24 protein-coding genes are annotated in these 25,083 nt (G+C 37.9%); 15 read left to right on the top strand and 9 right to left on the bottom strand.

The features are described from left to right. Positions 1-1,353: 1,353 nt before the first annotated feature. The 4 genes from hetF to H6F45_RS06205 all read left to right on the top strand — a co-directional run bounded on the left by hetF (position 1,354) and on the right by H6F45_RS06205 (position 5,073). Positions 1,354-3,846: a cell division protein HetF gene (hetF, locus tag H6F45_RS06190; RefSeq protein ID WP_190346759.1), complete on the top strand. Its 2,493-nt coding sequence runs from the start codon at positions 1,354-1,356 to the stop codon at positions 3,844-3,846. Between the two features lie 128 nt (positions 3,847-3,974). Next, positions 3,975-4,313: a P-II family nitrogen regulator gene (locus H6F45_RS06195; protein WP_096571842.1), complete on the top strand. Its 339-nt coding sequence runs from the start codon at positions 3,975-3,977 to the stop codon at positions 4,311-4,313. Positions 4,314-4,450: 137 nt separating this feature from the next. Further along, on the top strand, positions 4,451-4,750 hold the full coding sequence (locus H6F45_RS06200) for a type II toxin-antitoxin system RelE/ParE family toxin (RefSeq protein WP_096571843.1): 300 nt from the start codon (positions 4,451-4,453) through the stop codon (positions 4,748-4,750). Positions 4,751-4,761: 11 nt separating this feature from the next. After that, positions 4,762-5,073 carry a HigA family addiction module antitoxin gene (locus tag H6F45_RS06205; RefSeq protein WP_096571844.1) on the top strand — a complete coding sequence of 104 codons (312 nt, stop codon included), beginning with the start codon at positions 4,762-4,764 and terminating at the stop codon, positions 5,071-5,073. A 186-nt stretch (positions 5,074-5,259) separates the two neighbouring features. Here the strand turns inward: H6F45_RS06205 and rdgB are convergent, their stop codons facing one another. The 3 genes from rdgB to purN form a co-directional block, all read right to left on the bottom strand. Then, positions 5,260-5,838 (bottom strand): RdgB/HAM1 family non-canonical purine NTP pyrophosphatase, encoded by a 579-nt coding sequence (rdgB, locus tag H6F45_RS06210; protein ID WP_096571845.1) that lies wholly within the window; start codon positions 5,836-5,838, stop codon positions 5,260-5,262. Positions 5,839-5,967: 129 nt separating this feature from the next. Beyond that, the gene (locus H6F45_RS06215; protein ID WP_190346760.1) at positions 5,968-7,419 is read right to left on the bottom strand and encodes a phosphoglucomutase/phosphomannomutase family protein; all 1,452 of its coding nucleotides are present in this window, start codon (positions 7,417-7,419) and stop codon (positions 5,968-5,970) included. 144 nt (positions 7,420-7,563) lie between these two features. After that, entirely contained in the window at positions 7,564-8,211 is a 648-nt protein-coding gene (gene purN, locus H6F45_RS06220) for a phosphoribosylglycinamide formyltransferase (protein ID WP_190346761.1), read from the bottom strand. Between the two features lie 46 nt (positions 8,212-8,257). On the opposite strand from purN, the gene H6F45_RS06225 reads away from it, so the two are divergent. Next, on the top strand, positions 8,258-9,145 hold the full coding sequence (locus tag H6F45_RS06225; RefSeq protein WP_096571848.1) for a sugar ABC transporter permease: 888 nt from the start codon (positions 8,258-8,260) through the stop codon (positions 9,143-9,145). Positions 9,146-9,186: 41 nt separating this feature from the next. Next, positions 9,187-9,327, top strand: coding sequence for a hypothetical protein (locus H6F45_RS06230; RefSeq protein ID WP_190346762.1), 141 nt, complete (start codon positions 9,187-9,189; stop codon positions 9,325-9,327). On the opposite strand, the gene H6F45_RS06235 is transcribed toward H6F45_RS06230, so the two are convergent. From H6F45_RS06235 to fraC, 3 genes are all read right to left on the bottom strand, one after another. Next, positions 9,278-10,057: an ABC transporter permease gene (locus H6F45_RS06235; protein WP_190346763.1), complete on the bottom strand. Its 780-nt coding sequence runs from the start codon at positions 10,055-10,057 to the stop codon at positions 9,278-9,280. The genes H6F45_RS06230 and H6F45_RS06235 overlap by 50 nt on opposite strands. A gap of 39 nt (positions 10,058-10,096) precedes the next feature. Then, positions 10,097-11,107 carry a septal junction protein FraD gene (gene fraD / locus H6F45_RS06240; RefSeq protein ID WP_096571850.1) on the bottom strand — a complete coding sequence of 337 codons (1,011 nt, stop codon included), beginning with the start codon at positions 11,105-11,107 and terminating at the stop codon, positions 10,097-10,099. A gap of 66 nt (positions 11,108-11,173) precedes the next feature. Then, a complete protein-coding gene (gene fraC / locus H6F45_RS06245; RefSeq protein ID WP_190346764.1) occupies positions 11,174-11,722 on the bottom strand; it encodes a filament integrity protein FraC in 549 nt (182 codons plus the stop codon). 368 nt (positions 11,723-12,090) lie between these two features. Between fraC and H6F45_RS06250 the strand changes: the two genes are divergently transcribed. The 6 genes from H6F45_RS06250 (at position 12,091) to H6F45_RS06275 (ending at position 19,173) form a co-directional block, all read left to right on the top strand. Continuing rightward, on the top strand, positions 12,091-13,227 hold the full coding sequence (locus tag H6F45_RS06250; protein WP_096571852.1) for a cob(I)yrinic acid a,c-diamide adenosyltransferase: 1,137 nt from the start codon (positions 12,091-12,093) through the stop codon (positions 13,225-13,227). A gap of 157 nt (positions 13,228-13,384) precedes the next feature. After that, complete coding sequence (locus H6F45_RS06255) at positions 13,385-14,113, top strand: thioesterase II family protein (protein ID WP_190346765.1); 729 nt, start codon at positions 13,385-13,387, stop codon at positions 14,111-14,113. A 522-nt stretch (positions 14,114-14,635) separates the two neighbouring features. Then, a complete protein-coding gene (locus H6F45_RS06260; protein WP_137666080.1) occupies positions 14,636-15,130 on the top strand; it encodes an Hsp20/alpha crystallin family protein in 495 nt (164 codons plus the stop codon). Between the two features lie 263 nt (positions 15,131-15,393). Then, the gene (gene dnaK / locus H6F45_RS06265; protein WP_137666079.1) at positions 15,394-17,295 is read left to right on the top strand and encodes a molecular chaperone DnaK; all 1,902 of its coding nucleotides are present in this window, start codon (positions 15,394-15,396) and stop codon (positions 17,293-17,295) included. 629 nt (positions 17,296-17,924) lie between these two features. Further along, entirely contained in the window at positions 17,925-18,170 is a 246-nt protein-coding gene (locus H6F45_RS06270) for a hypothetical protein (protein ID WP_096571856.1), read from the top strand. A 10-nt stretch (positions 18,171-18,180) separates the two neighbouring features. Continuing rightward, a complete protein-coding gene (locus H6F45_RS06275) occupies positions 18,181-19,173 on the top strand; it encodes a hypothetical protein (RefSeq protein ID WP_096571857.1) in 993 nt (330 codons plus the stop codon). Between the two features lie 87 nt (positions 19,174-19,260). On the opposite strand, the gene H6F45_RS06280 is transcribed toward H6F45_RS06275, so the two are convergent. From H6F45_RS06280 to H6F45_RS06290, 3 genes are all read right to left on the bottom strand, one after another. Beyond that, positions 19,261-20,769, bottom strand: a complete 1,509-nt coding sequence (locus H6F45_RS06280) for a UbiD family decarboxylase (RefSeq protein ID WP_190346766.1) — start codon at positions 20,767-20,769, stop codon at positions 19,261-19,263. A gap of 117 nt (positions 20,770-20,886) precedes the next feature. Next, entirely contained in the window at positions 20,887-21,180 is a 294-nt protein-coding gene (locus H6F45_RS27295) for a type II toxin-antitoxin system HicA family toxin (protein WP_347237711.1), read from the bottom strand. Then, complete coding sequence (locus H6F45_RS06290; protein ID WP_137666076.1) at positions 21,078-21,323, bottom strand: type II toxin-antitoxin system HicB family antitoxin; 246 nt, start codon at positions 21,321-21,323, stop codon at positions 21,078-21,080. The genes H6F45_RS27295 and H6F45_RS06290 overlap by 103 nt, the downstream gene beginning before the upstream one ends. Positions 21,324-21,585: 262 nt before the next feature. Between H6F45_RS06290 and H6F45_RS06295 the strand changes: the two genes are divergently transcribed. The 3 genes from H6F45_RS06295 (at position 21,586) to H6F45_RS06305 (ending at position 24,943) form a co-directional block, all read left to right on the top strand. Beyond that, the gene (locus H6F45_RS06295; protein WP_347237712.1) at positions 21,586-21,858 is read left to right on the top strand and encodes an addiction module protein; all 273 of its coding nucleotides are present in this window, start codon (positions 21,586-21,588) and stop codon (positions 21,856-21,858) included. Positions 21,859-21,879: 21 nt separating this feature from the next. Next, positions 21,880-22,176: a type II toxin-antitoxin system RelE/ParE family toxin gene (locus tag H6F45_RS06300; RefSeq protein ID WP_137666075.1), complete on the top strand. Its 297-nt coding sequence runs from the start codon at positions 21,880-21,882 to the stop codon at positions 22,174-22,176. A 286-nt stretch (positions 22,177-22,462) separates the two neighbouring features. Further along, positions 22,463-24,943 (top strand): vWA domain-containing protein, encoded by a 2,481-nt coding sequence (locus tag H6F45_RS06305; protein ID WP_190346767.1) that lies wholly within the window; start codon positions 22,463-22,465, stop codon positions 24,941-24,943. The last annotated feature ends 140 nt before the right edge of the window (positions 24,944-25,083 follow it).

Raw genomic sequence — 25,083 nt, forward strand, 5'->3', positions numbered from 1 at the left:
TTCCCTGTTCACTGCCTCTACCGATCATGTTGGCAATCAAACCGGATTGCTCTTATGTCATAAAATGTTAACAGATATCTAGAAAATCACACAGGCATGAATTATATAAAAATTATTAAGATTCCTATTATATATCGCTATAATCATTCTGAACTTGGGCTGAAGCTGAAAATAAAATCACAGGAATTACAAAATTAGGCTTGGCATTTGGCAGCAAACAGGAGTAAACTGGAAGCCAACACTGAGTAGACAAAAGAAGAGAAAAGCACTTGTGGCGGCCAACTCGCTTTTGTCTACAAAAAACCCCCAATCGGTGTTAACCAACTAGGGGAGATTAGTTATCAGGGTGCATCTACCAATTTAATGTTCCCAGGTACAGAACCATCGTCCGGATAAATTTGTTCCTGGAAGTTTGTTTTTATTTTTGAATAAAAAACCCCCAGTGGTGTTAGCCAACTAGGGGAGATTAGTTATCAGGGTGCATCTACTAATTTGGTTCTTCTTGGTTTTCACACCATCCTCCGGAACAATTGAAGTGCATCATTATTATTTATTGTTTATAAATTCTGGTTTGATGGGTTCTGAAACCAATAAAAAACCCCCAATTGATGTTAGCCAACCAGGGGAAATTAGTTATCAGGGTGCATCTACTAATTTGTATCTTCTTGGTTTTCATGTCAGACTCCGGAAAATTTGGTTGGTTTTTCATGATTGATATTTGGTAATTAAATAAAAAACCCCTAGCGGTGTTAGCCAACCAGGGGTGATTAGTTATCAGGGTGCATCTACTGGTTAAATGTTCATTGGTTTTAATATTATTTCCGGAAAATTGGGTTGTATTTACATGATTGATCCTTGTCAACCAAATAAAAAACCCCCATTGGTGTGAACCAAATAGGGGAGATTAATTATCAGGGTGCATCTACCATCTAAACGTTCTCATTTAATGCACTATGCTCCGGATAAATTTCAACAAATGTAGGTGCTTGTCACTTACCGAAAAAATCCATAAGGCTAGTAGCTGGGTAGGGGAGTTAGTTATCAGGATTTGATTTTCTATACAGTTGAGCAGAAATTCTTGGGTCAAACATTGCTTTTTTTGCCAAAATTGAAAAGAAAACCCCCAGTAGGTGTTAACCTACCAGGGGAGTTGAAGATCAAGGTGCATCTACCAATAAAGTGTTCTAGTTGGAAGTAATCCAATCCGGATAAAGTTGTACCAGCACTTTAAGGCGAAACAACCCGAAAACAGAAACATTGCTCGGCAAGATGCTTCTAAAGTATCAGTTAGAGAGAAAACACTAGAAACTTTTACGGTGAAAACCGGATTTTAGGAGGCAAACAGGAGAAGTTGTGACCCAGGAATTTCACATTTCCGTGACTCCAGTAGGGCAAAATGACTACTTGGTGCGGACGGAACAAGTCGCACCTGGGGTGCCATTGGCAGAAGAACTGGTGAGTTGGCCTGTGGCTGAGTGGTTAGCGGCCGCAGGACATTTAATGAATGACCCTTTACAGTCAGTGCTACAGGGGGATGCTATAGCCAGAAACTCTGTAAACTTGGTGGCACTGGGTCAACAATTATATAATGCACTGTTTCAAGGCACTCTCAGAGATAGTTGGATTACTGCCCAAGGCATTGCCCAGAACCAACAACAGGTACTGCGCTTGCGTTTGGGATTAAAAGATACTCGGTTAGCGCGGTTGCCGTGGGAAGTGATGCACGCAGGCGATCGCCCCTTAGCCACTGGTCCTTATATCGCTTTTTCCCGTTATCAAAGTGGAATTCCTTCCACATCAAGATTACCAACACGCAACCTACCCACACCACAGGACGAAAGCGGAATAAGAGTGTTAATGGTGATTTCTTCTCCTACAGATCAAGTCCGTCTGGATTTGCTCAAACAAGAAGCAATCAAACTACAAGAAGAAATGCATCGCCAAGTCCCCCGCTCTGTGGAAAATGGTATTTATCTGCCAGAAATTGAATTGACTGTCTTGGATCAACCAGGAAGAGAAGAGTTAACCCAAGCTTTAGAACAGGGAAGATATCATGTTCTTCACTACTCTGGTCATAGTAATGTGGGTGCTAATGGGGGGGAAATATATTTAGTTAGTCGCAGAACTGGGTTAACAGAAACTCTCAGTGGTGATGATTTAGCCGGGTTGCTGGTGAATAATAATATCCAAATGGCAGTGTTTAACTCTTGTTTGGGAGCATATAGAGCAAAGTCTGATGGTTCTGGGGATACAGGAGAACGTAACTTAACGGAAAGTTTGGTGAAAAGAGGGATTAGTAGCGTTTTGGCAATGTCAGAACGGATTCCCGATGAAGTGGCGCTGACGCTGACACAGTTGTTTTACCGCAACTTAAGCCAAGGCTATCCTTTGGATCTGTGTGTGAGTCGGGTGCGTCAGGGCTTAATTTCTGCCTATGGTTCTCACCAGATGTACTGGGTATTACCGATGTTGTATTTGCATCGGGAATTTGAGGGTTTTCTGAGACCGCAACTAGGTTTATCTGCTAGTTCGGAGTTCCTCAACGACTATCAGCCTCCTGTGGGAGCATCTACTAATGCCATGTATGCGGCGGCGATAGATGATTTGGAAATACCTTTAACTCTGGAAGAGATGATGTCCTCTGAGTTGGCAAGAGAGCCTTCTGAGTTAGATTGGCTGGAGGATGATACTTGGGGGGATCTCATGGATGAAATAGATTATGATCACCCCGGTTATGATGAGGATTCAACGATTGTTGCGGATTTATTTCGCCAGTTGGGGAATCAACAAGCGCCAACTGACGAAACGCCCATGAAGGCGGAACTAGAGACACCAGTCTCCGAAAATCATCTTCATGAACAGCAACCTGCAAAAGAGGAAGAGGAATTTGATTTTTGGGGAGATAAACCAACTCCAACAACGCCCAATAATGCGCCCAATAATGCGTCCAATAATGTTGAAGGTAATCAGGTAAATTATCAACAGATACCTTTACCATCTTTTCGGCAACCACGTCGCCGTCGGCCATGGCCAATTTTAGGCATTTTGGGCGCAAGTGCTTTGGCTGTGATCATTGGTTTAAGTTGGTGGTGGAATCAGCGCCAGTCTGTAGTTCCTAAAATTCCAGTTATTCCTACTCCGACTGTTCCTGAGCCAAAAACAACACCCTTTGATTTAAAAAAATCATCAACAGGTATTGTTACTGCTAAAGCTACAGCAGAATTGAGCCAAGGTAATTTACAGGCTGGGCTAGACGCTGTGGCAGAATTACTCCATCGTGGGGCTTTAGAATCAGCAGATACGGCTTTAGCACTGATTCCTACTAAACAAAGCGAAGATCCGTCTGTGAATTTTTTCCGTGGACGATTGGCTTGGCAATTTGCCCAAACGAGAAATACAAAATACAGTATTGATGATGCCCGTCGTTATTGGGAAATTGCTGTGCGGGATCGCCCTGATTCGGTTCTGTATAACAATGCTTTGGGATTTGCTTACTATGCAGAGGGAAATTTGAATCGGGCTAATGATGCGTGGTTTAAGTCTGTGAATTTAGCACTTAAAGATCAGAATACAACCTTGATTGCAACTCCAGACGCTAATACTATCATGCCTTCAGAGGCTTTAACAGCTTATGCAGGATTAGCTTTGGGTTTATATAAATCTGCAAATAATCAATCTGCTGATAAACAAGGACAATATATTAAAGAAGCAATTAAACTGCGTCAAATGGTAATTCAGAATGAACCTGTTAAGTTTACAGTGGATAAATTAGCGCAAAATTGGCTGTGGACAGATCAGGCGATCGCAGATTGGCGATCGCTTCTTCAGGAACAAGAAAAGAGGTGATTGGTGATTGGTGACTGGTGATTGGTGACATAACTCATTGGAAACAAGTAGAGCTTGATTTACAGCTTTAGACAACGAATCTGGTTAGATATATAAACAACGCTCTGAGAAGTTAGGAATTGAAAAAAATGAAAAAAGTAGAAGCCATTATTCGTCCATTTAAGCTGGATGAGGTCAAAATTGCCTTGGTTAATGCGGGAATTGTGGGAATGACAATTTCGGAAGTCCGTGGTTTTGGACGGCAAAAAGGTCAAACTGAACGCTATCGGGGTTCAGAATATACCGTTGAGTTCTTACAAAAACTGAAGTTGGAAATTGTTGTAGAAGATAACCAAGTCGATATGGTGGTTGATAAAATCATTTCCGCTGCCCGTACTGGTGAAATCGGTGATGGTAAAATCTTCATTTCCCCTGTTGAGCAGGTTGTACGGATTCGGACTGGGGAAAAGAACACCGAAGCTGTGTAAGTTTTGAAGGTGTATAAATTGGGCGTTGTTGAATTTTCTTGTTCAACAGCGCCTTTTATTGCCTTTTATTGTTTGGTTGTGCTATACTGAGAAAGTTATAGATTACGTAACGCATAACATCTACCTTTATTTACAATATGTCTCCGTCAGAAAATTATCCTAAATATCGAGATAAAAAGACGGAACAATTTGTTTTGGGTGAAAGGGTAAAAGAGTTTCAAGCTTTTGCTAAACAAGCATATAAACGGCTTGATATTTTAGAGGCAGCAACTAGCAAAAAGGATCTAATGTTACTAACCAGTAATCATTTTGAGTCCTTAGAAGGTGATAGAAAAGGTCAATACAGTATTCGCATTAATAACCAATGGCGAATTTGTTTTAACTGGCCAGACGATGAACCAAAACCTTTCAATATAGAAATTACAGATTATCACTGAAGGAGAATTATATGGCACGTCCACCCATTCATCCTGGAGAAATTTTAGCTGACGAACTGCATGAATTAGGAATAAGTGCAAGTGAATTAGCTCGTTTGCTTCATGTCCCAAAAAATAGAATTACCGAAATAATTAATGGTAAAAGATCAATTACTGCTGATACCGCTTTACGCTTAGGACAATTTTTTGGGATGAGTGCTGAATTTTGGATGAATTTGCAGAAAAATTATGAACTCAAACTAGCTGAACAAAAAATTGGTCAAGAAATTAAAGCAACTATTTCTCCTTGGATATCCACTGGGAGTATGCAAGTTATAGCGTAAAACTTGGAACATTCCAATTTTGAAACAATAACCGCAGCAACACCAAAAACTCTCTGAAAATCTCTTGTCTTCGCTTCCTTCGTTTCTACCCTATGCCTTCGGCAAGTTACGCGAACGGGAACACCTTTAGTGAACGTGGTTCGTTAAAATTATCCTCAATAGAAAACGAATAACCCAAAAAAATCCTTACTCGACCAACTTCATCAACTGAGGAACTAAATTTTTCAAAGCATTACCCCGATGACTAATTGACTTTTTTAATTCTGGTGACATTTCGGCAAAAGTCAACTGTTTTTCTGGGACATAAAAAATCGGATCATAACCAAAACCACCTTCTCCACGAATTTCATAGAGAATTTCACCTTTACAAATACCCTCAGATTGTAAAACTATTTCTCCTTGAGGATTCGCAACTGCTATTGCACAGATAAACTGAGCTTGACGATTTTTGGTATCTCCTAATTCCCGTAATAATCGCCCAATTCTTTCTGCGTCACTATTACCATAACGGGCAGAATATACACCGGGTGCGCCATTGAGTGTATCTACAGCTAAACCAGAATCATCAGCGATCGCCCATTTTCCTGTAGCTTTGGCAATTTCTGAAGCTTTTAAACAAGCATTTTCTGCAAAAGTTTCTCCAGTTTCATCAACATCTAAATCTGCTGGTTTTAAGGTTAATTCCCAACCAGAATCAGCTAAATAAGCTTGCATTTCCCGCAATTTACCGGGGTTTCCTGTAGCTACTACGAGTGTTTTAGTCATTGGTTATTAGGGAATAGGGAATGGGGAATAGGGAATGGGGAATAGGGAATAGGGAACAGAGTTTTTGACTTTTGACTTTTGACTTGATTCTTCCCAGTCACCAGTCCCCAGTCCCCAGTCCCCAGTCCCCTAATTTGATTCTGCCCAAGTTTTAGCCCAATTTAGGGTTTGATGGACTTGTTCTAAAGTTGGTGCTTCGCAATAAAGGCGTAATACTGGTTCAGTGCCACTAAACCTAATCATTAACCAACTTTGATCAGCAAGACGGAATTTATAACCATCTATTGTATTACAATCAATGACTTTTTTACCTGCTATTTCTGTTAAAGGTTGGGTTTGTAATTGTTGTAATAATTTTCCTCTTACTTCCATACTCGCTAAGGGTAAATCTATCCGATCATAAGCTGAGGAAAAATTAGTTCTTTTCTGCAATTGTTGATAATAATCACCTAAATCTAAACCCGATTCTACTACTGCTTCTAATACATACAATGCTGATAGTAAAGCATCTCTTTCAGGAATATGGCTACCATAACCAATACCACCTGATTCTTCACCACCTAATAATACTTCTGTGGCTAACATTCTATCGGCAATGTATTTATAACCAACGGCGGTTTCAAATACAGGTAAATTCAATAAGTTCGCAACACGGGGAATTAAATCAGAACCGCTAACGGTTTTAACGATTTCCCCTGTAAAATTGCGTCTGGTTTTGAGGTGATCTATTAAGATGGGAATTAAGATTTGCGAACTGAGGAAATTAGCATTTTTATCTACTGCGGCAATGCGATCGCAATCTCCATCAAATACTAAACCTACTGTTAAACCTGAGTTATTATTGTTATTTTCTTCCCCATGATTTTTGATTTCTGTAAATAAAAGGGAAAGATATTTTGGTAAAGGTTCGGGCGCACCTCCTGCAAATAAAGGATCTCGGTTGCTGTTAATTTCTTTAACTTTTTCACCTAATAATCTACCCAAACCACTAGCAGCCGCACCGTGCATGACATCGGCAAATAATGTTAATTTACCTGATGATATTGGTTGACGAATTTTGTCAATATTTACTTTTTTTTCTAATGCTTGACAATAACTAGGCCAGGGATCAAATGTCTCTTCTTTGCCCGGAGTTGTTGCGGTTGGTACTGCTTCTGTTAATAGTGCTTCTATTTCTTTGGTAACTTCTGGAGGCACAGAACCACCAAAAGCACTCTTGACTTTTAAACCTAAATATGCGCCAGGATTATGACTAGCGGTGATGACTAAAGCGCCTAAAGCATTGAGGTCTTTTGCCGCCCAACTAAAAGCGGGAGTGGGTGCGTAGGTTTCGCTAAACAGGACATCAAAACCAACGGATTTGACAGCATCAGCGACAACACGGGCAAAATTTTCTGCCATAAAACGGCGATCGTAACCGACAATGATGGTACGGCTACTGACTGTGGAATAGTAGGTATTATATAATACTTTAGCGGCGACTGGGGCAACTATAGCTAGGCGTTCAAAGGTAAATTCATCACCGATAACACCCCGCCAGCCATCAGTACCAAACTTTATGGGGTTAGTTAAAATGGGCATGGAGATATCCTAAAAATTTCTAACAGAGGATTGTAGCATTTATAGCGGTGATTGGTGATTGGTGATTGGTGATTGGTAATTGGTAATTGGTAAAATATAATTCACCCTGTCACCTGTCACCTGTCAACTGTCAACTGTCACCTGTCACCTGTCAGCGAGGGAAGCTATAGCTAATGGTAAAACACGGTGTTCCTGAATTTGGATTCTGGCGTGTAGGGTTTCTGCTGTATCATCTGGTAATACTGGGACTGCGGCCTGCATGATAATTGGTCCGCTATCCATTTCTAAACGCAGTAAATGTACAGTACAACCAGTTATTTTCACTCCGGTTTCTAATGCTTGTTCTACAGCCCGCACACCTTTGAAACTCGGTAACAAGCTGGGATGAATATTAATAATTTTATCAGGAAAAGCGTCAATTAATTCCTGTGTTACCAAACGCATCCAGCCAGCCATAATCACTAATTCTACATCATGTTGATTAAAAGTTTTGACAATTTCTCTGTCTAAATCTTCGCGCTTTTTATAGTCACGATGATTTAATAATACAGCCTTTACTCCGTGATTTGCTGCCCTTTCTGCGGCTTTTGCTGTGGGATTATTGTAAATTAAAACTTGAATTTGGGCGTTGAGTTTCCCTGCTTGGATAGCTTGGGCAACTACTTCAAAATTGCTACCATTTCCTGAAGCCATTACTCCCAGTTTCAAAACGTTGCTAGGTTGTGAATTTTCCAGAGAAATATCAGGAGAAACTAGACTAGGTGTGCCATCAATGGGGTAATATTGACTCATAAACTCTCATAAAATTATGAATATACTGTGAATGTCTAAGATTATCATGAAACCATCCCGTTTTTCTCCTTCGGAACTACTAGATAATGATACTGCTGCGGCTTGGGTTTTTCTCACTCCAGCACTGATTTTGTTAGGTTTATTTATAATTTGGCCTATTGCCTATTTGTTTTATCTCAGTTTTACTGCTGGTAGTTTTACTTCATCTGGTATTTATTGGGTAGGTTTTAAAAATTATTGGCGGTTGTTGCTAAACTCTGATTTTTGGCAAGTTCTGTTTAATACCGTTTATTTTACTTTTGGTAGTCTTATTCCCAGTTTGGTGATTCCTTTGGGATTAGCGGTATTATTAGATCGTTCTTTAGCTTTGCGGGGACTTTTGCGAAGTGCCTATTTTCTCCCTTCTATTATCTCACTGGTTGCGGCTGGTTTAGGTTTTCGTTGGTTGTTTCAAAATACTGGTCCTGTAAATGGATTTTTAGATTTTTTTGGTGTTGCACCCATATCTTGGTTAGGTGATACTTTTTGGGCAATGCCTGTGATAATTTTATTTAGTATTTGGAAACAAATCGGGTTTAATATGGTGGTTTTTTTGGCTGGGTTGCAAGCTATTCCTCCCAGTCTTTATGAAGCAGCAGAATTAGATGGTGCAAATGGTTGGCAGAAATTTTGGCATATTACTTTACCAGGATTAAGACCTACTTTAATCTTTGCGACTGTCACCACGGGAATTTTTACATTACGAAGTTTTGAACCTGTTTATGTGATTACAGGAGGCGGTCCTTTAAATTCTACTAATTTGTTAGTTTATTACACTTATCAAGAAGCTTTTGGTCAATTTGATTTTGGTTACGCCGCCGCAGTTGCTACTGTGTTATTAGTGGTGACTTTGGTGTTAGTTTATTTGCAGTTACAAACCTGGGGAGATAATTGATAATTGACAATTGACAATTGATAATTGATGATTCATAATTCATGATTATCAATTACTACCCAATCACCAATCACCAATCACCAATCACCAGTCACCAATCACCAATCACCAGTCACCAATCACCAATCACCTTTAAAACTCTTTTTTCAAGAAGATCAAAATGGCGATCGCCAACAACATGAAACTGTAAAGTAAGCCATAACCAGCATTACTTAATAGTGTCATAGTATCCGGTATTGCTTGCAGTCCATAAACGGCATCATTTTTTAAATCTAAGCGAGATAAATCTGGGAGTATGAGATATAAACCTTGGGTAATTCTTTCTACCGCAGGGTTTTCACTGAGGCGACCTAATGCGACTAAATCTTTGGTAATATTGCCCATTAAATAGACGGCAAATGTTAAAGCTGTGGCTATTAAGGAACTGGTAAAAACTCCTAATGTGACAGCTACAGCCGTAATTAAAGTTAATTGTAAAAATAAGAAAAGTATGGCTAAAAGAATGCTGGGTAGGGGATAGGACATTTTACCAAGTTGCAAAAATACCAAATAAATAAATGTCATAGATGCTAGAAGTACACCCAACACACCTGATAAACCTAAGTATTTACTGGTGATAAATTCACTGCGGCTGATAGGTTTAGCAATTAACATGAAAATAGTCCGTTTTTCAATTTCTTTGTTGACAAGTCCTGTGCCAATAAAGACTGCAACAATTAAACCAATGATATTCATTACTGCTAAACCCACATCTAAAAAGATTTTGTCTTGGGTTGTAGCTGCAAATTCAAAAATTGCCCGGTTAGCAACAGCAAGGATAATTGCATAAAAACCGATAATGTAGAGGATGCGATCGCGTATCACTTCCTGAAATACGTTTTTTGCCATTACAAATGTTCTGACTGCGTTCATATTTTTTGGTAATTGGTAATTGGTAAGTGATAACTAAATCTACTGTTGTGGTGGTGGTGAACCAAGGAAAAATCTGCTGTTGCGTTCGCATTTAATTGCTGCTACCGCATTTTTATTTTCTAGACTTTTAACAGTTGATACTGGCTGAATTTGACAAGATTTTTGCAGATAAAATCCCCTACCATTAGCAGTTGGTCCTTGCCAAATACTCAGAATATCTAATCTATAACCAGATTTGATATTGACTACACGCGGTTCTATTTTCCATAGTCCTTTTTCTTCGTATTCGCCGAGGTTTTGGTTAATCATTCTTTTACCCAAATTGCCTACTTGTTGGTTAGCTTCTAGTAACCATCTTTCTACTTCTGACCAAGTTCTTCTGGATATTTGTTCTTCTATTAGCGGTTGAATTTTATTTAAAATCATATTACCGTTTTCTGGTCTTTTTGATTTTGGTTCTAGTTTAATTACAAAGGCGCTGCGTTGAAAATTATCTGCGGATAAACTGGGATATTCTTTTAACCATTTATCTATAACAAAGTAAAACTGAATCCAGCAACTTATCAACATCGACCAAGCAAGTAAAATAATGATTTTTTGGCGTGCTTCTAACTTGGGAAGGGTAGCTTTTGTTGATGTACCTGTTCCTGAGAAAAATTCTGGGATGGCGGTAATTATAGCTGCAATTGTCGGACAAAGAACTATAGTTCTAGGTGTAACTACATTTTCCTGATGTCCAAAAGCAAATATACTGACTAAAAACCCAGTGATTAATGCACCTACTGGCATAAAAGTTCCTGGAACTCTTGCAGGACCATCGGTGGTATACCAAGCTGTACCTGCAATTAAAAATCCCCAACCTGTTAAGGCAATTATATCTTTGATTAGTCCTGTGGCAAAATATGAATTTACCCACGCGAAAAGGCTTAAATAGATAAATGTCTGCCAAGAAAAAGCTTTGGGAGGCATGACAAGTTTTTGAATGCCCAAAAATAAATCTTGAACAAATTTAAATAGCTGTATTACTTCTTTAAACAATGATGAATTCATATTTGCACCTATTTTTAGCTATTTTTACCTGGCTGATGTTTTCACTTAGTTTCTCAATTTCTCAATTTAATTCCTAATCACAAAACCACGAATGACTAAAATTAATGAAATAGCGGTATAACTCAAGGAATTGGCGATTAAAGTAGTAGTAATTAAGCTGGTATTTTGTAATTTAATTCTTTCGCTAATAAGGATTTTTTGGCGCTGAGTGGTGTCTGTGCTTTCTTGTTTTTTACCCCCTTCATCTAAGGTAATAATCAACAGTTTTAACAATGCAAACTTGACTAAAAATGTACCAAAGAAAACCAGAAAGCCAATGAGAATTAGAGAATTCTGTATGCTGGCGCTTTTAAAGGTATTAAAAAATATATAACTAATCAATTCTGACTTGATACCTACAGCTAATATTGGTTCGACCATAAAAAATACATTCCAGCCAATGACACTGGAAAAAACGTTCATAGCTATGGCGTAAAAAATGCTGGTTTTTTTGTCAAATTTGAGTGATCTATTGAGAAAGTACCCTTCTAGGGGAATGGCAATTAGTAAAAATAAAGTTTCAAACAAAATTGCCCCAAGGGGTAAAATTCTCGGTAATGTTAATTCGTCTGACATAAAGCTTCTATAAATGATAAAGTTTGAGATTTTTCAGGACGCAGGAGATAGGAGGCAGAAGGCAGGAGGAAACCACGTTTAAAAACGTAGGATTGAGTATAACATTGAATGAATCAATTTCTTGATATACCATGAAAGTATAACTGAGATTATACGGATGATGGGGGAAATTATCTCATTTTTCTGAGCATTTTTTCTCTAATTGTGCCAGGGAGTGGAAGTCGTGGCTACACAGACAAAATTTATCTACGTGGGTTTTAGGTTTTGACTACTGACTGCTGACTGTTGGTGAATTAGTTGGTAATACGTCCTGAGGTTCGGTAAGATCAGAAACAGCCACGTTACAGCTTTTCTAAAGTTTTCCAAAAATGACAAGAAATGGCATCGGTATTCGCACAGCACAAGCGCGTTCTGAACGCCTCACGGGTCAAATTCATGTTTATGATGGTGTGGGTAAAGGTAAGTCCCAAGCAGCTTTAGGGGTGGTTCTGCGCTCTATTGGGCTAGGTATCAATGCTGAGAGTAACTTTGATCGTGTGTTACTGTTGCGGTTTTTAAAGGGTCCAGAACGTGATTATGATGAGGATGGAGCGATCGCCGCTTTGCAGCGTGGTTTTCCCCATTTAATTGATCAGGTTCGCACTGGTAGAGCGGAATATTTCGGCCATGATGAAATTACCCCTTTTGATCGCGCAGAAGCAGCACGGGGTTGGGATGTAGCTAAAGGTGCGATCGCCTCTGGTTTATATTCTGTTGTGGTTTTAGATGAAATTAACCCTGTTTTAGATTTGGGTTTGCTTCCTGTGGATGAGGTGGTAAACACTTTAAAATCTAAACCCCAGGAATTAGAAATTATTACCACAGGTCGGGCAGCACCGCAACAATTACTGGATATTGCCGATCTGCACTCGGAAATGAAACCCCAACACCACCCCACAGCCAAAGAATTATTGATTGAAGGTATAGAAATTTATACTGGCGCTGGCAAAGGTAAATCTACTAGTGCTTTAGGCAAGGCTTTACAGGCAATAGGTAGGGGGATTAATCATCCTGGTTCTACCCGTGTATTAATTATGCAGTGGTTGAAGGGTGGTAGTGGATATACTGAAGATGCAGCGATCGCCGCTTTGCAGCAGTCTTATCCTGAAGTAGTGGATCATTTACGCTGTGGAAGGGATGCGATCGTGTGGCGTAATTCTCGGCAAGAATTAGATTATGTAGAAGCGGAAAGAGGTTGGGAAATTGCCAAAACAGCGATCGCTTCTGGTGTGTATAAAACTATCATCCTCGATGAACTTAATCCCACCGTTGATTTAGAATTACTCCCTGTTGAACCAATTGTACAGGCTTTGCTGCGTAAACCAAAAGACACGGAAGTTATTATTACTGGTCGTTGTCAAAATCAACCTGCATACTTTGATTTAGCAAGTATTCATTCTGAGGTTTATTGTCATAAACATTACGCTAATCAAGGTGTGGAATTGAAGCGGGGGGTTGATTTTTAAGAAGTTTTATTCATGTAGGGATAATTCATGAATTACCCCTACATAAAATTATATTTTTGTGTATTTTTCCTCCTCCTTAGCGCCTCTGCGCCTCTGCGTGAGAAAAAACATCCCTTTCCTGATATCCTAAAACCGAGAAAAATAAAAATACAGGAAAATGGGAACAACAACCTTTCCCCAACCCAACCCCCAAGCAAAAATGCGCCTATTTTGCTTACCCTACGCAGGAGGTAGCGCCATGATATTTCGTACCTGGCCTAGTCATTTACCCCCAACCATTGAAGTCTGTCCTATAGAAATTCCTGGTAGGGGAAAACAAATGAAATTTCCTCCCTACACAAAAATGCAGCCTTTAGTTGAAGAAATAGCGAAAAATCTCATCCCGTTTTTAGATAAACCCTTTGCTATTTTTGGACATAGTATGGGTGGACTCGTTGGTTTTGAATTAGCTCGTTTACTGCGCTCAGATTATAATTTAACACCATTACATTTATTTGTTTCTGCTCGCAATGCTCCCCAAGTTACACCCACAAAAAGAAAAATTTACAATTTACCAGATGATGAATTTTGGCAAGCAATTTGCAATTTTAATGGTACTCCTGATGGTGTCATAGGAAATGAAGAACTGATCCAAATTTTTCTGCCTATTCTCCGGGCTGATTTTACAGTTTTAGAAACTTATGTTTACACCCATCAACCACCTTTTGATTTTCCCATTAGTGTTTTTGGTGGACTGCAAGATCCCGCATGTACTGATTATGAATTAGAAGCATGGCAAGAACAGACGACAGCAGCTTTTTCTTTACATAAGTTTTCTGGTGATCACTTTTTTATTCGTGAACATGAAAAAGTTTTACTACAATATATATCTCAATATATCTCATAAGTTAGAATGAATATATTTTTTTTACTTTATAACTCTACCTAAGAGGGATTTTTATTTTTTGTTTTTTTGATAAAAGTTTGACTGCTGCATAGCCTTCAATAATGGACAATTACCTCTTCCTTAAAGGAAGAGGCTTAAAAAAGCGGCATTTTTGGCTTTTTCCCTGGGAAAGAGAGGTTTTAAAGCTGGAATTAAACAATTAATTATCAATTATCAATTGTCCATTGTCCATTGATAACTGAGGGTAATGTTGAGATATTTACAACTAACATAAGGTGCATTTTTTATAGCCATACTTGTAACAAAGTGTGAAACAATGTAGCAGGTACGGCTATTGCGATTTCTATAGCTATAAAACCGAACCTACTAAATTTAAATCTTGGTGTTATTGTTGAATTAGGAAGCAAAAGATAAAGCTTCACGCAATAAAAAATTTAAAAAATATACGAGTATTGTTTGCCATATGTGAAGCTGAAAATTAAGCCTCCGCAAGCCAAATACAGCATTGTATAGGAGATAGTTATGGCATTAGTTCGTTGGGACCCTATCCGCGATCTTGAACGCTTAGAACCTTTCCGCGAACTTGAACGTTGGGACCCTTTCCGCGAAATTGATACTTTACAAAGGCGGATGAATCGTTTGTTTGAAAGAATGATACCAGGTGATGGAGGTGAAAGGGGAGGGTTAACTTTTATCCCTGCTGCTGAACTCGAAGAAACTGATGATGCCTATAAATTGAAATTAGAACTACCTGGTTTAGAAGCCAAAGATGTGAATGTTGAAGTAACTCCTGAAGCTGTTTCTATTACTGGTGAAAGGAAATCTGAAACAACAACTGAAAGAGAAGGTTACACTCGTTCCGAATTTCGTTATGGTAAATTCCAACGAGTAATTCCATTGCCTTCTACTGTGCAACATGAACAAGTTCAGGCTGAATATAAAGATGGTATTTTGCGGTTGAACTTGCCGAAAACAGAACCAGAAAAACAAAAAGCTTTCAAAGTTAATCTCGGTTAATTTTTAAGCTATTAGCTATCAGCCGTCAGACTATTTCTAGCCTGAGAAAGGGACTTCCAAATAAAAAAATATTCAATTAATTCTTGTGGGATAGGCCGGACAGCCTGCCCTTACACTCGGACGGGCTAGAAGCCCATCCCACAAGATTGGATAATTTATTTCTTGGAAGTCCCTAAATGAAATGTTGAAACTTTCTATTAAAAGCTGACTGCTGATAGCTGATTGCTGACTTCAAAACTTCTACTCAAGTCCAGGGGGAAGATATGGCAAAGGTAGTAGGAATTGATTTAGGAACTACTAATTCTTGTGTTGCTGTGATGGAAGGTGGGCAACCTTTAGTAATAGCTAATTCTGAAGGTCAACGCATCACTCCTTCTGTGGTAGCTTACACTAAAACTGGTGAACGTTTGGTAGGTCAAATTGCTAGACGACAAGCGGTAATGAACCCAGAAAATACTTTTTATTCTGTGAAAAGGTTCATTGGTCGCAAACATGAAGAAATTACCCATGAAGCAACGGAAGTTTCCTATAGGACACTGCGTGATAGTAATGGTAATGTAAAACTCAGTTGTCCCGCAGTTAATAAACAATTTGCACCAGAAGAAATTTCTGCCCAAGTTCTGAGAAAGTTAGTTGATGATGCTAGTAAATATTTAGGAGAAAAAGTTACTCAAGCAGTAATTACTGTTCCTGCTTATTTTAATGATTCCCAACGCCAAGCTACTAAAGATGCAGGTAAAATTGCTGGTTTAGAAGTTCTCCGCATTATCAATGAACCAACAGCAGCAGCATTGGCTTATGGTTTGGATAAAAAACAAAATGAAACTATTTTAGTATTTGACCTTGGTGGCGGTACTTTTGATGTTTCTATTTTGGAAGTTGGGGATGGTGTGTTTGAAGTTAAATCTACCAGTGGGGATACTCATTTAGGTGGTGATGACTTTGATAAAAAGATTGTTGATTGGTTAGCACATGAATTTCAAACTAATGAAGGTATTGATTTAAGGAAAGATAAACAGGCATTACAAAGATTAACGGAAGCAGCAGAAAAGGCAAAAATTGAACTTTCTAGCGCCACTCAAACTAATATCAATTTGCCCTTTATTACGGCTACCCAAGCAGGTCCTAAACATTTGGATATGACATTAACAAGGGCTAAGTTTGAGGAGATGACGGCGGATCTTTTAGATCGTTGTCGTAAACCAGTACAACAAGCATTGCAAGACGCAAAACTGACAAATGCCCAACTTGATGAAATTGTTTTAGTTGGTGGTTCTACTCGTATTCCCGCTGTGCAAGAATTAGTGAGAAGAATAACAGGAAAAGACCCCTGTCAAGGTGTGAATCCTGATGAAGTTGTAGCGGTAGGTGCTGCTATTCAAGCGGGTGTTTTATCAGGTGAAGTTAAAGATATTTTACTGCTTGATGTCACTCCTTTATCTTTAGGCGTGGAAACTCTGGGCGGTGTGATGACTAAAATCATTGGCCGTAATACAACTATTCCTGTGAAGAAATCAGAAATTTTCTCTACTGCGGCTGATGGTCAAAGTAATGTGGAAATTCACGTTTTACAAGGTGAAAGAGAGTTAGCAAAAGATAATAAAAGTTTGGGTACTTTCCGTTTAGATGGTATTCCTCCAGCACCCAGAGGTGTACCACAAATTGAAGTTACCTTTGATATTGATGCTAATGGTATTCTTTCCGTGACTGCTAAGGATAAAGCCACTAATAAACAGCAGTCAATTTCTATTACTGGTGCTTCTACTCTTGATAAACGAGATGTAGAAAAAATGGTGCGGGATGCGGAAGCTCATGCACAGGAAGATAGAAAAAGACGTGAACAAATTGATACTAAGAATTTAGCTGATTCTTTAGTTTATCAAGCTGAAAAAGAACTCAGAGACTTGGGTGATAAAGTCAGTGCTGGTGATAGAAGTCGAGTTGATGAGTTAGTCAAAGATTTGCGGGAAGCTATCAATCAAGATAATTTTGATCGGATCAAGTCTCTTAGCAGTGAATTACAGCAAACTTTGATGCAAATTGGTAGTGCGGTTTATGCCCAAGCGGGAAGACCAGATGTAAGTCCTGATGGAAGCAGTCGAGAAGCACAAGGTGGTCGGGGTGAAGATGTGATTGATGCTGATTTTGTGGAGTCCCAATCATAGGATATCAAGGAGTCAGGAGTCAGAAGATCAAGGAGATCCCCGACCACAAGTCAGGGATCTATTTCTCAAACAAAATAAATAGGGTTTGCTGAAAAAGTCTTGTCGTGGAGACAGGGAACAGTTTGAAGAGTTCGATGAGAGCGATTTTTCCTTTGTGTAGAAATTAAATGCAAGGTTTTTGAGATCCCACCTCGTAAAGTCTTGCACTTTTTTAACTTCCAGCAGGCTAAGACCCTTTACTTGTAATATTTTCACATTTATTCAGCAAGCCCTAAATAATGAATCATAAATTACAACAGATGAACAAATTCATTAGGTGATTTCATCCATGAGGAGGATGGTTTGACTATCAAATTTATGCAAAGTTATCCAGATGATCAGTAGATAGAGATGAACAAATAGAAAGATTTAAATTAAATATCAAATGTCATCTTCAGGAAAGGGGAGATTAGCGGCAAAATCTCAGAAGTTGAGATGGCTTTGCTGTTTATTCTTAACTATACAAATGTTTATCCTATTTGACTTTATTTTAAGGATTTGAATAAAACTTGCAGTAAAACACACACTGAAATTGTTTTGTTTGCTTGAATAGCTATATTAAGAGTACAGAACTGGGCAATTCTTAAATTATGGCTACCAAGATCATTGATGTGAGAGAATATACTGTTAGAGCGCATAAAAGACAGATTCACACTCGTGTTTTTCATTTTGTTTGTAAAGAATGTAATCAAGCGACAAAACGGGAAACCTTTGGACCTAGACCTTTATATTGTGAAAGTTGCCGTCCTCCTCAACCTCCGAAAAAATCTGCTCATGATCCTAGAAAACTGAAGCCTCATGCGATGAATTACAAAAGTGACATTGAATTAGAATAATTGAAGTAATATGAACACCCAAGAACAATTACAACCTCCTTCAGAGGTATTTATTAGACCATTGTTGGAATTACGAGACTATTATGCTGGTCTGGCACAAGAGTACCAACGGCTATTTATTGAAGCGCGATCGCAATTGGATCATGTGGAAGCTTTGTTGTCTCCTTGGTCCTGTCCTGATGAACATGAAGTTTCAGAATTAGCAACTGGTGATCCACAAGGTTCCCGTTTGTTTTTGGCATCAGATCATCAGTCTGATTTAGACTTGTTGGAGTCTGTAGAGTCAGAACCTTCTCACTCTCAAGAATGGAAAACAAATGGTTCAAGTGCTGCGTCTACAAAAGCAGCAGTTTCTCATGCGAGAAATACCTCTTTGGATAGTTATGAACATTTTACGAAGGGGGCGGAAATTCCCATGCTTCCTGAATATCAATCTCTGACTCGGATGGAAGCTTTGAGAATTTTATTGCATGAATATGCTGGTACTGTATGCCATATAGATTTTATTGTGCGATCGCTCTATGGTGAGTTAGAATCTACTATCTTTAAAATCGTCAAAGGTAGGGTTCAATCTTCTCTGACTCAAGGTAGAGAAAGGGGTTATTGGTCGGCTATTCCTAACGAACCTGGTTGTTATACTCTGGCTTTAAGTTTGTTAGATCCCAATCATCATAATGGCTCATCTACTCGTAGTAAAAGTAGAAGAAAAAAGCCTGTGGCTGTAACACACTCCAATGATATTCCCATGCTCAAAAAATATGAGGGTCAATTTTTAATTGATGCTTTGACATCTTTTTTAGGTGAACATAGAGGGCGGGTTTTTGGTGTGAATGAAGTCATTAATGGTATCTATGGAGAACTTGATGATCGGGACATGAGAGAGGTAAAAAATAAGGTTCTCAATGAATTATCTAGAGGTCATCGCACAGGTAGATTTTCTAGAGTTCCTAACCAAATTGGTTTCTATACCTGGGATGCAAGGATGATATCCAGAAGGATGTAGGGCATTGGGCATTGGGCATTGGGCATTGGGGTTATTCATCTTCCCCTGCCTCCTGCCTCCTGCCTCCTGCCTTCTGTCCCCAGTCAGCTATCTCATATCGTAACCAAACAAATTGGGGTCAACTTCTCCTAGTTTTAAATCTGCTAATCCGTATTCTGCCCAGCGTCTTTCTACCATTGCGGCAATATCAGGATCAGATTCTAAAGGTGCGCCCCATTCATGTTCTGTTTCTGGGGGAATTTTGGTGGTTGCATCTATGCCCATTCTCCCCCCTAAACCAAGTTTTTCACTCGCAAAATCTAAGGTGTCAAAGGGGGTATTTGGTAATATAAATACATCCCTGGTTGGGTCAACTTTAGAACTAATTGCCCAGACAACTTGACGCGGATCACGAATGTTGATATCTTTATCCACAACTATCACAAATTTAGTATATGTGAATTGGGGTAAGGCACTCCAAAAAGCTAAAGCTGCTCGTCTTGCTTGTCCAGGGTATGCTTTATCAATAGAAATAATTGCTGCTTTGTAACTTAATGCTTCCATTGGCAGGAAGAAGTCAACTATTTCTGATACTTGTTGCCGTAAAATTGGGGTATAGATGCGGTTAAGGGCGATCGCCATCATTGCTTCTTCTTTGGGTGGACGACCGCTAAAGGTGGTAAGATAAATCGGGTCTTTGCGGTGTGTCATACACTGAAACCGCACTAAAGGCGAATCTTCCACACCGCCATAATATCCCATGTGATCGCCAAAGGGACCGTCGGGTAAAACTTCCCCTGGGGTGATAGTTCCTTCTAAAACAAATTCTGAATCTGCGGGTACTTCTAAATCTACTGTTTTACACTTGGCTAATTGTACCCCAGAACCGCCATAAAGTCCCGCAAATAACCATTCTGATAAATCTACGGGAATGGGTGTGGCTGCTGCCATAATGATTAAAGGATCGACTCCAAGGGCGATCGCCACTTCTAATTTTTTACCACGTTCCGCCGCTTTGCGTAAATGTCTCGCACCCCCCCGCACCGATAACCAGTGTACGGTCATAGTATTACTAGATTGCAGTTGCAGACGATACACACCTACATTTGGCGTACCTGTTTCACAATCCTTGGTAATTACCAATCCCAGTGTAATTATCTTTCCGGCATCTCCCGGATAAGGACGTATTAAAGGTAACTTAGTTAAATCTAAATCATCACCTTCCACAACCACCTGTTGACAAGCGGGGAAAAAATCCCTTCCCGGTTTCGCTTTGACAACATCAAACAGCACTTTACCAAAATCTATCGCTTGAGAAATCTTTTTCGGGGGTTTGGGTTGCTGAAGCATACTTAACTTCCTCCCCAAAGTTTCCAACTCCTCTGGTTTTTCCATATTCATAGCCCAGCATATCCTTTCCACCGTCCCCATCAAATTCACTGCAACGGGGAAAGATGCACCTTTGACATTTTCAAAGATTAAACCTGGACCACCTTTTTGCAGCATTCGGTTAGAAATTTCCGCAATTTCTAGTTCAGAGTCTACTAAAGCCGAAATTCGCTTTAATTGTCCTCTTTCTTCCAGAATTTTAATAAATCCCCGTAAATCTCGTGCCATATCCCTCAGAGTTAAGAAGTGTAAAGTCTTCTTGATCTTAACTTGATATTTGGGTAGTTTGTTTGTACTGAATAAATTAGGATTGGCAAAATTAAACGCAGATACTTTAATTAGGTGTCAGTCTAAAAGTTCGATTAGTTCATCTTTTGTTAAATCTGCATCTCGCATTATTTTTAATAATAGACCTTTACCAATGGTTTTACCACTATGACAAGGAATAGAAACAACTCGATCATCTTGATGTTTCATTCTGACATGACTACCTTTTTGTCTCACTATATAAAAACCTATTTTTTGTAATGCGGTAATTAATTCTTCTCCTGTAATTGCTGGTAATTTAGTGATGATAAAACTACTTTGCTTACTCCTATAAATTCTGTTATTGACTCTTCTCCTAATTCCTCTAAACACATTTTAATTACTTCTTTAATATTAGTGATCAATTCATCAATGGTTTCTCCTTGACTATAACAGGCTTTCAGTTGAGGCACTTCACCAATATACATACCATCTTCATCTCTTTCAATTACTACATAAAATTCTTTATTTTTCATGGTTTTGTTTGTCACTGCTATAGTTTTCTGGCAGGTTCATTATGTCGGATTTTTATTATAACACAAACGAAAGATACCCGACTTCCTAATTGAATATTTGGTAAAGAATGTTAATTTATCAAAGAAGTCGGGTATCTAAATGCAGTTTTAGTTAGCATCATTACATTTGAGATATTTAGTAAAACATTTCTCACTTTGCTGACAAGCAAAAATTAAGAAATATAAAGATTTTTACCCTTACATTGATATTTTTATAGTATTTATGTACATTTCATGGTATGCTAAAATAAGAGATATTTTTTTTCAAATGGCGAAAAATATGGAAAATTTACTTCCTCAAAACATTTTGCAATTAAGTATTGCTGAAAGAATCCAATTAGTACAAGATATTTGGGATAGTATCACCATAGAGTCTAATGATCTAACTATTAGTGATACTCAAAAACAAGAATTAGAAAGACGTTTAGAACTCTATTATCAAAATACTCATCAAGTATCAACATGGGAGGAAGTTAAAAAAAGATTTAATCGTTAGTAATTCATTGTTTATTGAAATATGACTTATAAAATTTTGATTACACCAGAAGCAGAACTTGATTTAGAGGATGCTTTCAATTGGTATGAACAGCAAATATCTGGATTAGGTTCTGAATTTATTCGTGTGGTTGATGCTAGTTTTTCTGCAATTCAAAGAAATCCTTTTGCTTATCCAATTATTCATCAAGAAGTGAGGAGAAAGTTAATTCGTAAGTTTCCTTATGGATTACTTTATGTGATTATAGATGACAATATTTCGATTATTGGTTGTTTTCATGTGAAGCGTGATCCGCAGCAGTGGGAAAGACGTTTATAGGATTTTATATTATTCATAGTGACAGATCCCCGACTTCTTAATTTCATCTTGGGTAAATAATCATCATTTATCAAAGAAATCGGGGATCTTGTTTTTAAATTAAGAAATATAAAGATTTTTACCCTGACCTTGACATTTTTATAGTATTTATGTACTATATATGATATAGAAACAATCAAAACATCTCTAATTAGATTCTTTACAACATATTATAACATCACCCCAATCAGGTATAAATTGATTGATCCTGGACAATATTCCTTGTAAAATTACCATCGGCAAAATTATGACAAGTCAAAAAACCAAGTTTGCTGTTTATAATCTCGCGGGTAAGGAAAAAGCTTTTTATTTAACTGAAAAGGTAAAACTGGAAATTAAGCCAGATGCAATTCCTAAAAAAATGATTGCTCATAGTATCATGATTGTTGATCGTTCCGGTTCAATGTATTATGATATTGAGGCTTTAAAAGAAACATTAATCAAACTTTTGACACTGGATGAATACAGCAACTCAGAATTAGTGGTAACGCTAATTTCCTACTCTTCTAAAGGTGACTTAACCTGTCATTTTCAGCGTGTACCGATTCAGGAGGTAATGCAGCCAGATTCAGATTACATTGCTGATATCAAAGCTATTCGTGCTACTTATTTAACTTGTATTTCTCAATCTTTGAAATTAGCTAATGAATTGATTCATCCTGATGAATTAACTGCAATTACTTTACACAGTGACGGCTATGCTAATGATAGCAGTTTTAATTCTGAATCTAAGGCAATAGAGGGAATTTGTAATGATTTGAAAAACAAGGAAGTTTTTGTTAACACCATTGCTTATTCTTGCTCTTCTGATTTTAAATTCCTCGCTAAAATCGCTAATTCTGTTTCTGGTGTTTGTATCCAAGCTGGGAATATTAAGGAAGTTTATGATGCTCTTTATAACACTGTAAATGTGTTAAAAGAAGCGACGGGAATAGTCATAGAAGAAACCTTAGCTAGTGACTACAGTTATCAAGTTTTCTTTTCTCCCACTGCTGAAAAAATTAATGGTACAAACCAAACATTAAAAGTTTTTGGTTTAAAACCAGAAGACGAAGCTTACATCTATAAATATAAGCAAATTACCAAAGCAGCTTATGAACAATTAACAGATGTTCTGGTGGCACAAAATGATCCATCTGTTTATATTTTTGCCAAAGCAAATTTAGCTGATGGAAATTTGAATACTGCGAAATACGCGCTTGCGAGTACCTTCAATGCAACCTTAACCGCAAGACACGCAAAAGCTTTAACTAATGAAGACATTGCTGATTTTACCAAAGATTTAGAAATTGCCATTTTTTATCCTCATGTTTTAGCTGAACATGAAATTTTAGATTATGTCAAAGTTAATGATAAAATTTCCGTTTTGGCATTGATTGATATTTTATCAAAACATCATCAACATATCATTATTAACCTCAAACATCTGAAAGAAACTTATCAAAGAAAGGGTATTAAGCGGGTTAATGGTACAACGGGAGAAAATGGAGAATTAATCAAACCTTGGTTAGAAATAGAATATATTGAACCAGGTGATTATGTGCAGATGGGAACTTTTGATATTAACCGCAATACCGCAACTATTAATATGATGCTTACGCAAAAAGTGAAGCTGGTAAAAGCGGAAGATAAAACCCCCATTACTGAAGTTGCAGGTGTGTTATTAAATGATTTAACGACTTTTAATAATTATACCATTGTCAGTGATGGAGAAATTAATGTTAAGACTTTAAAAGTGAAAATTAGCAGTAAAAAAGCATTTGATGAATTGCAAGCGGTAGGGGTTATTGATAGGGAGGAATTTGATTTTCAAAAAGAATATACTTTGCAATTAGCAGATTTACCTTTAGTCAGTTTTGAAGGTAATTATAGCAGTGTGGAAGGTTTATTTACTCAACTGGCAGAAATTAAAACTTTAATGAGTATTTTATCTGCTCATTTACGGGAAGAGTCAGATGTATTTATTCCTGCACAAATTGAAGAATTGAAAAAACATTATCTTTCTAAAAGTCTGTATCTGAATTTTCCCACCACTAACGAATATACAGATTTGAAAGCAGCTTTATCTGATGGTAGTGTAGATTCAAGGGTGAGTTATAAGATTGATATTGGCAGTTTAGAAATTGTGAATTTTAATAAATTGTCTTCTGCTAATCAATTTCTTGATAAAAGATATGAAGTTTATGATTCAGAAACTGGGGAAATTTTCAAGAAACCAACTTTTGAATTAGCTTTTCAGGAAAATATTGCTTTTCGTAGTAAAGCTGTTGCTTCTAGGAATAAATTTACAAAAGCAGATGATTTAATGAAAGCTGTTTTTGATGATTTTCTGGGAATAGAAACAACGGGTAAATTTGCAGAAATTTTAAACTTGGTTGGTGCTGGAATTTTGGCTTTATTACTACAAGCAAAACACGCAGGTACACCTGTGGATAAACAGGAAATTATCGATGCGATGACAACAGCAAAACAGAAGTTAGAGAGTTACACAGAAAAAGTTTATCGAGAGAAAATTTCACCTTTAGTATTTTATATTGGTGCGACGGGTTTGTTACCTGATGACATGAACACTCAAGCGATGACTGCGGATGAAATTAGTAGTAAATATCCTGATTTGCAGTTTTCTAAATCTGAGCAAGAAGGGACATTTTTCGTAGTTGGTGATACTGTAATTAGTGTGTATGCAGAAAATGAATATTACAGTAAAAAACCTGTGAGTGTGAGTTAGGTAATTTCGGTAGCAATGCGATTTTCTGGGATGACTCCAACGGGAGAGCGATCGCTAATTAGGGGTTGTTGAATAAATCTGAAAAAAATCAAGGGATTGATGATGCGTAACCATACTTCTGGACCCTCACAGATAACTTG

Origin of the sequence: Sphaerospermopsis sp. FACHB-1194, assembly GCF_014696235.1 — a bacterium.
GTDB lineage: Bacteria > Cyanobacteriota > Cyanobacteriia > Cyanobacteriales > Nostocaceae > Sphaerospermopsis > Sphaerospermopsis kisseleviana.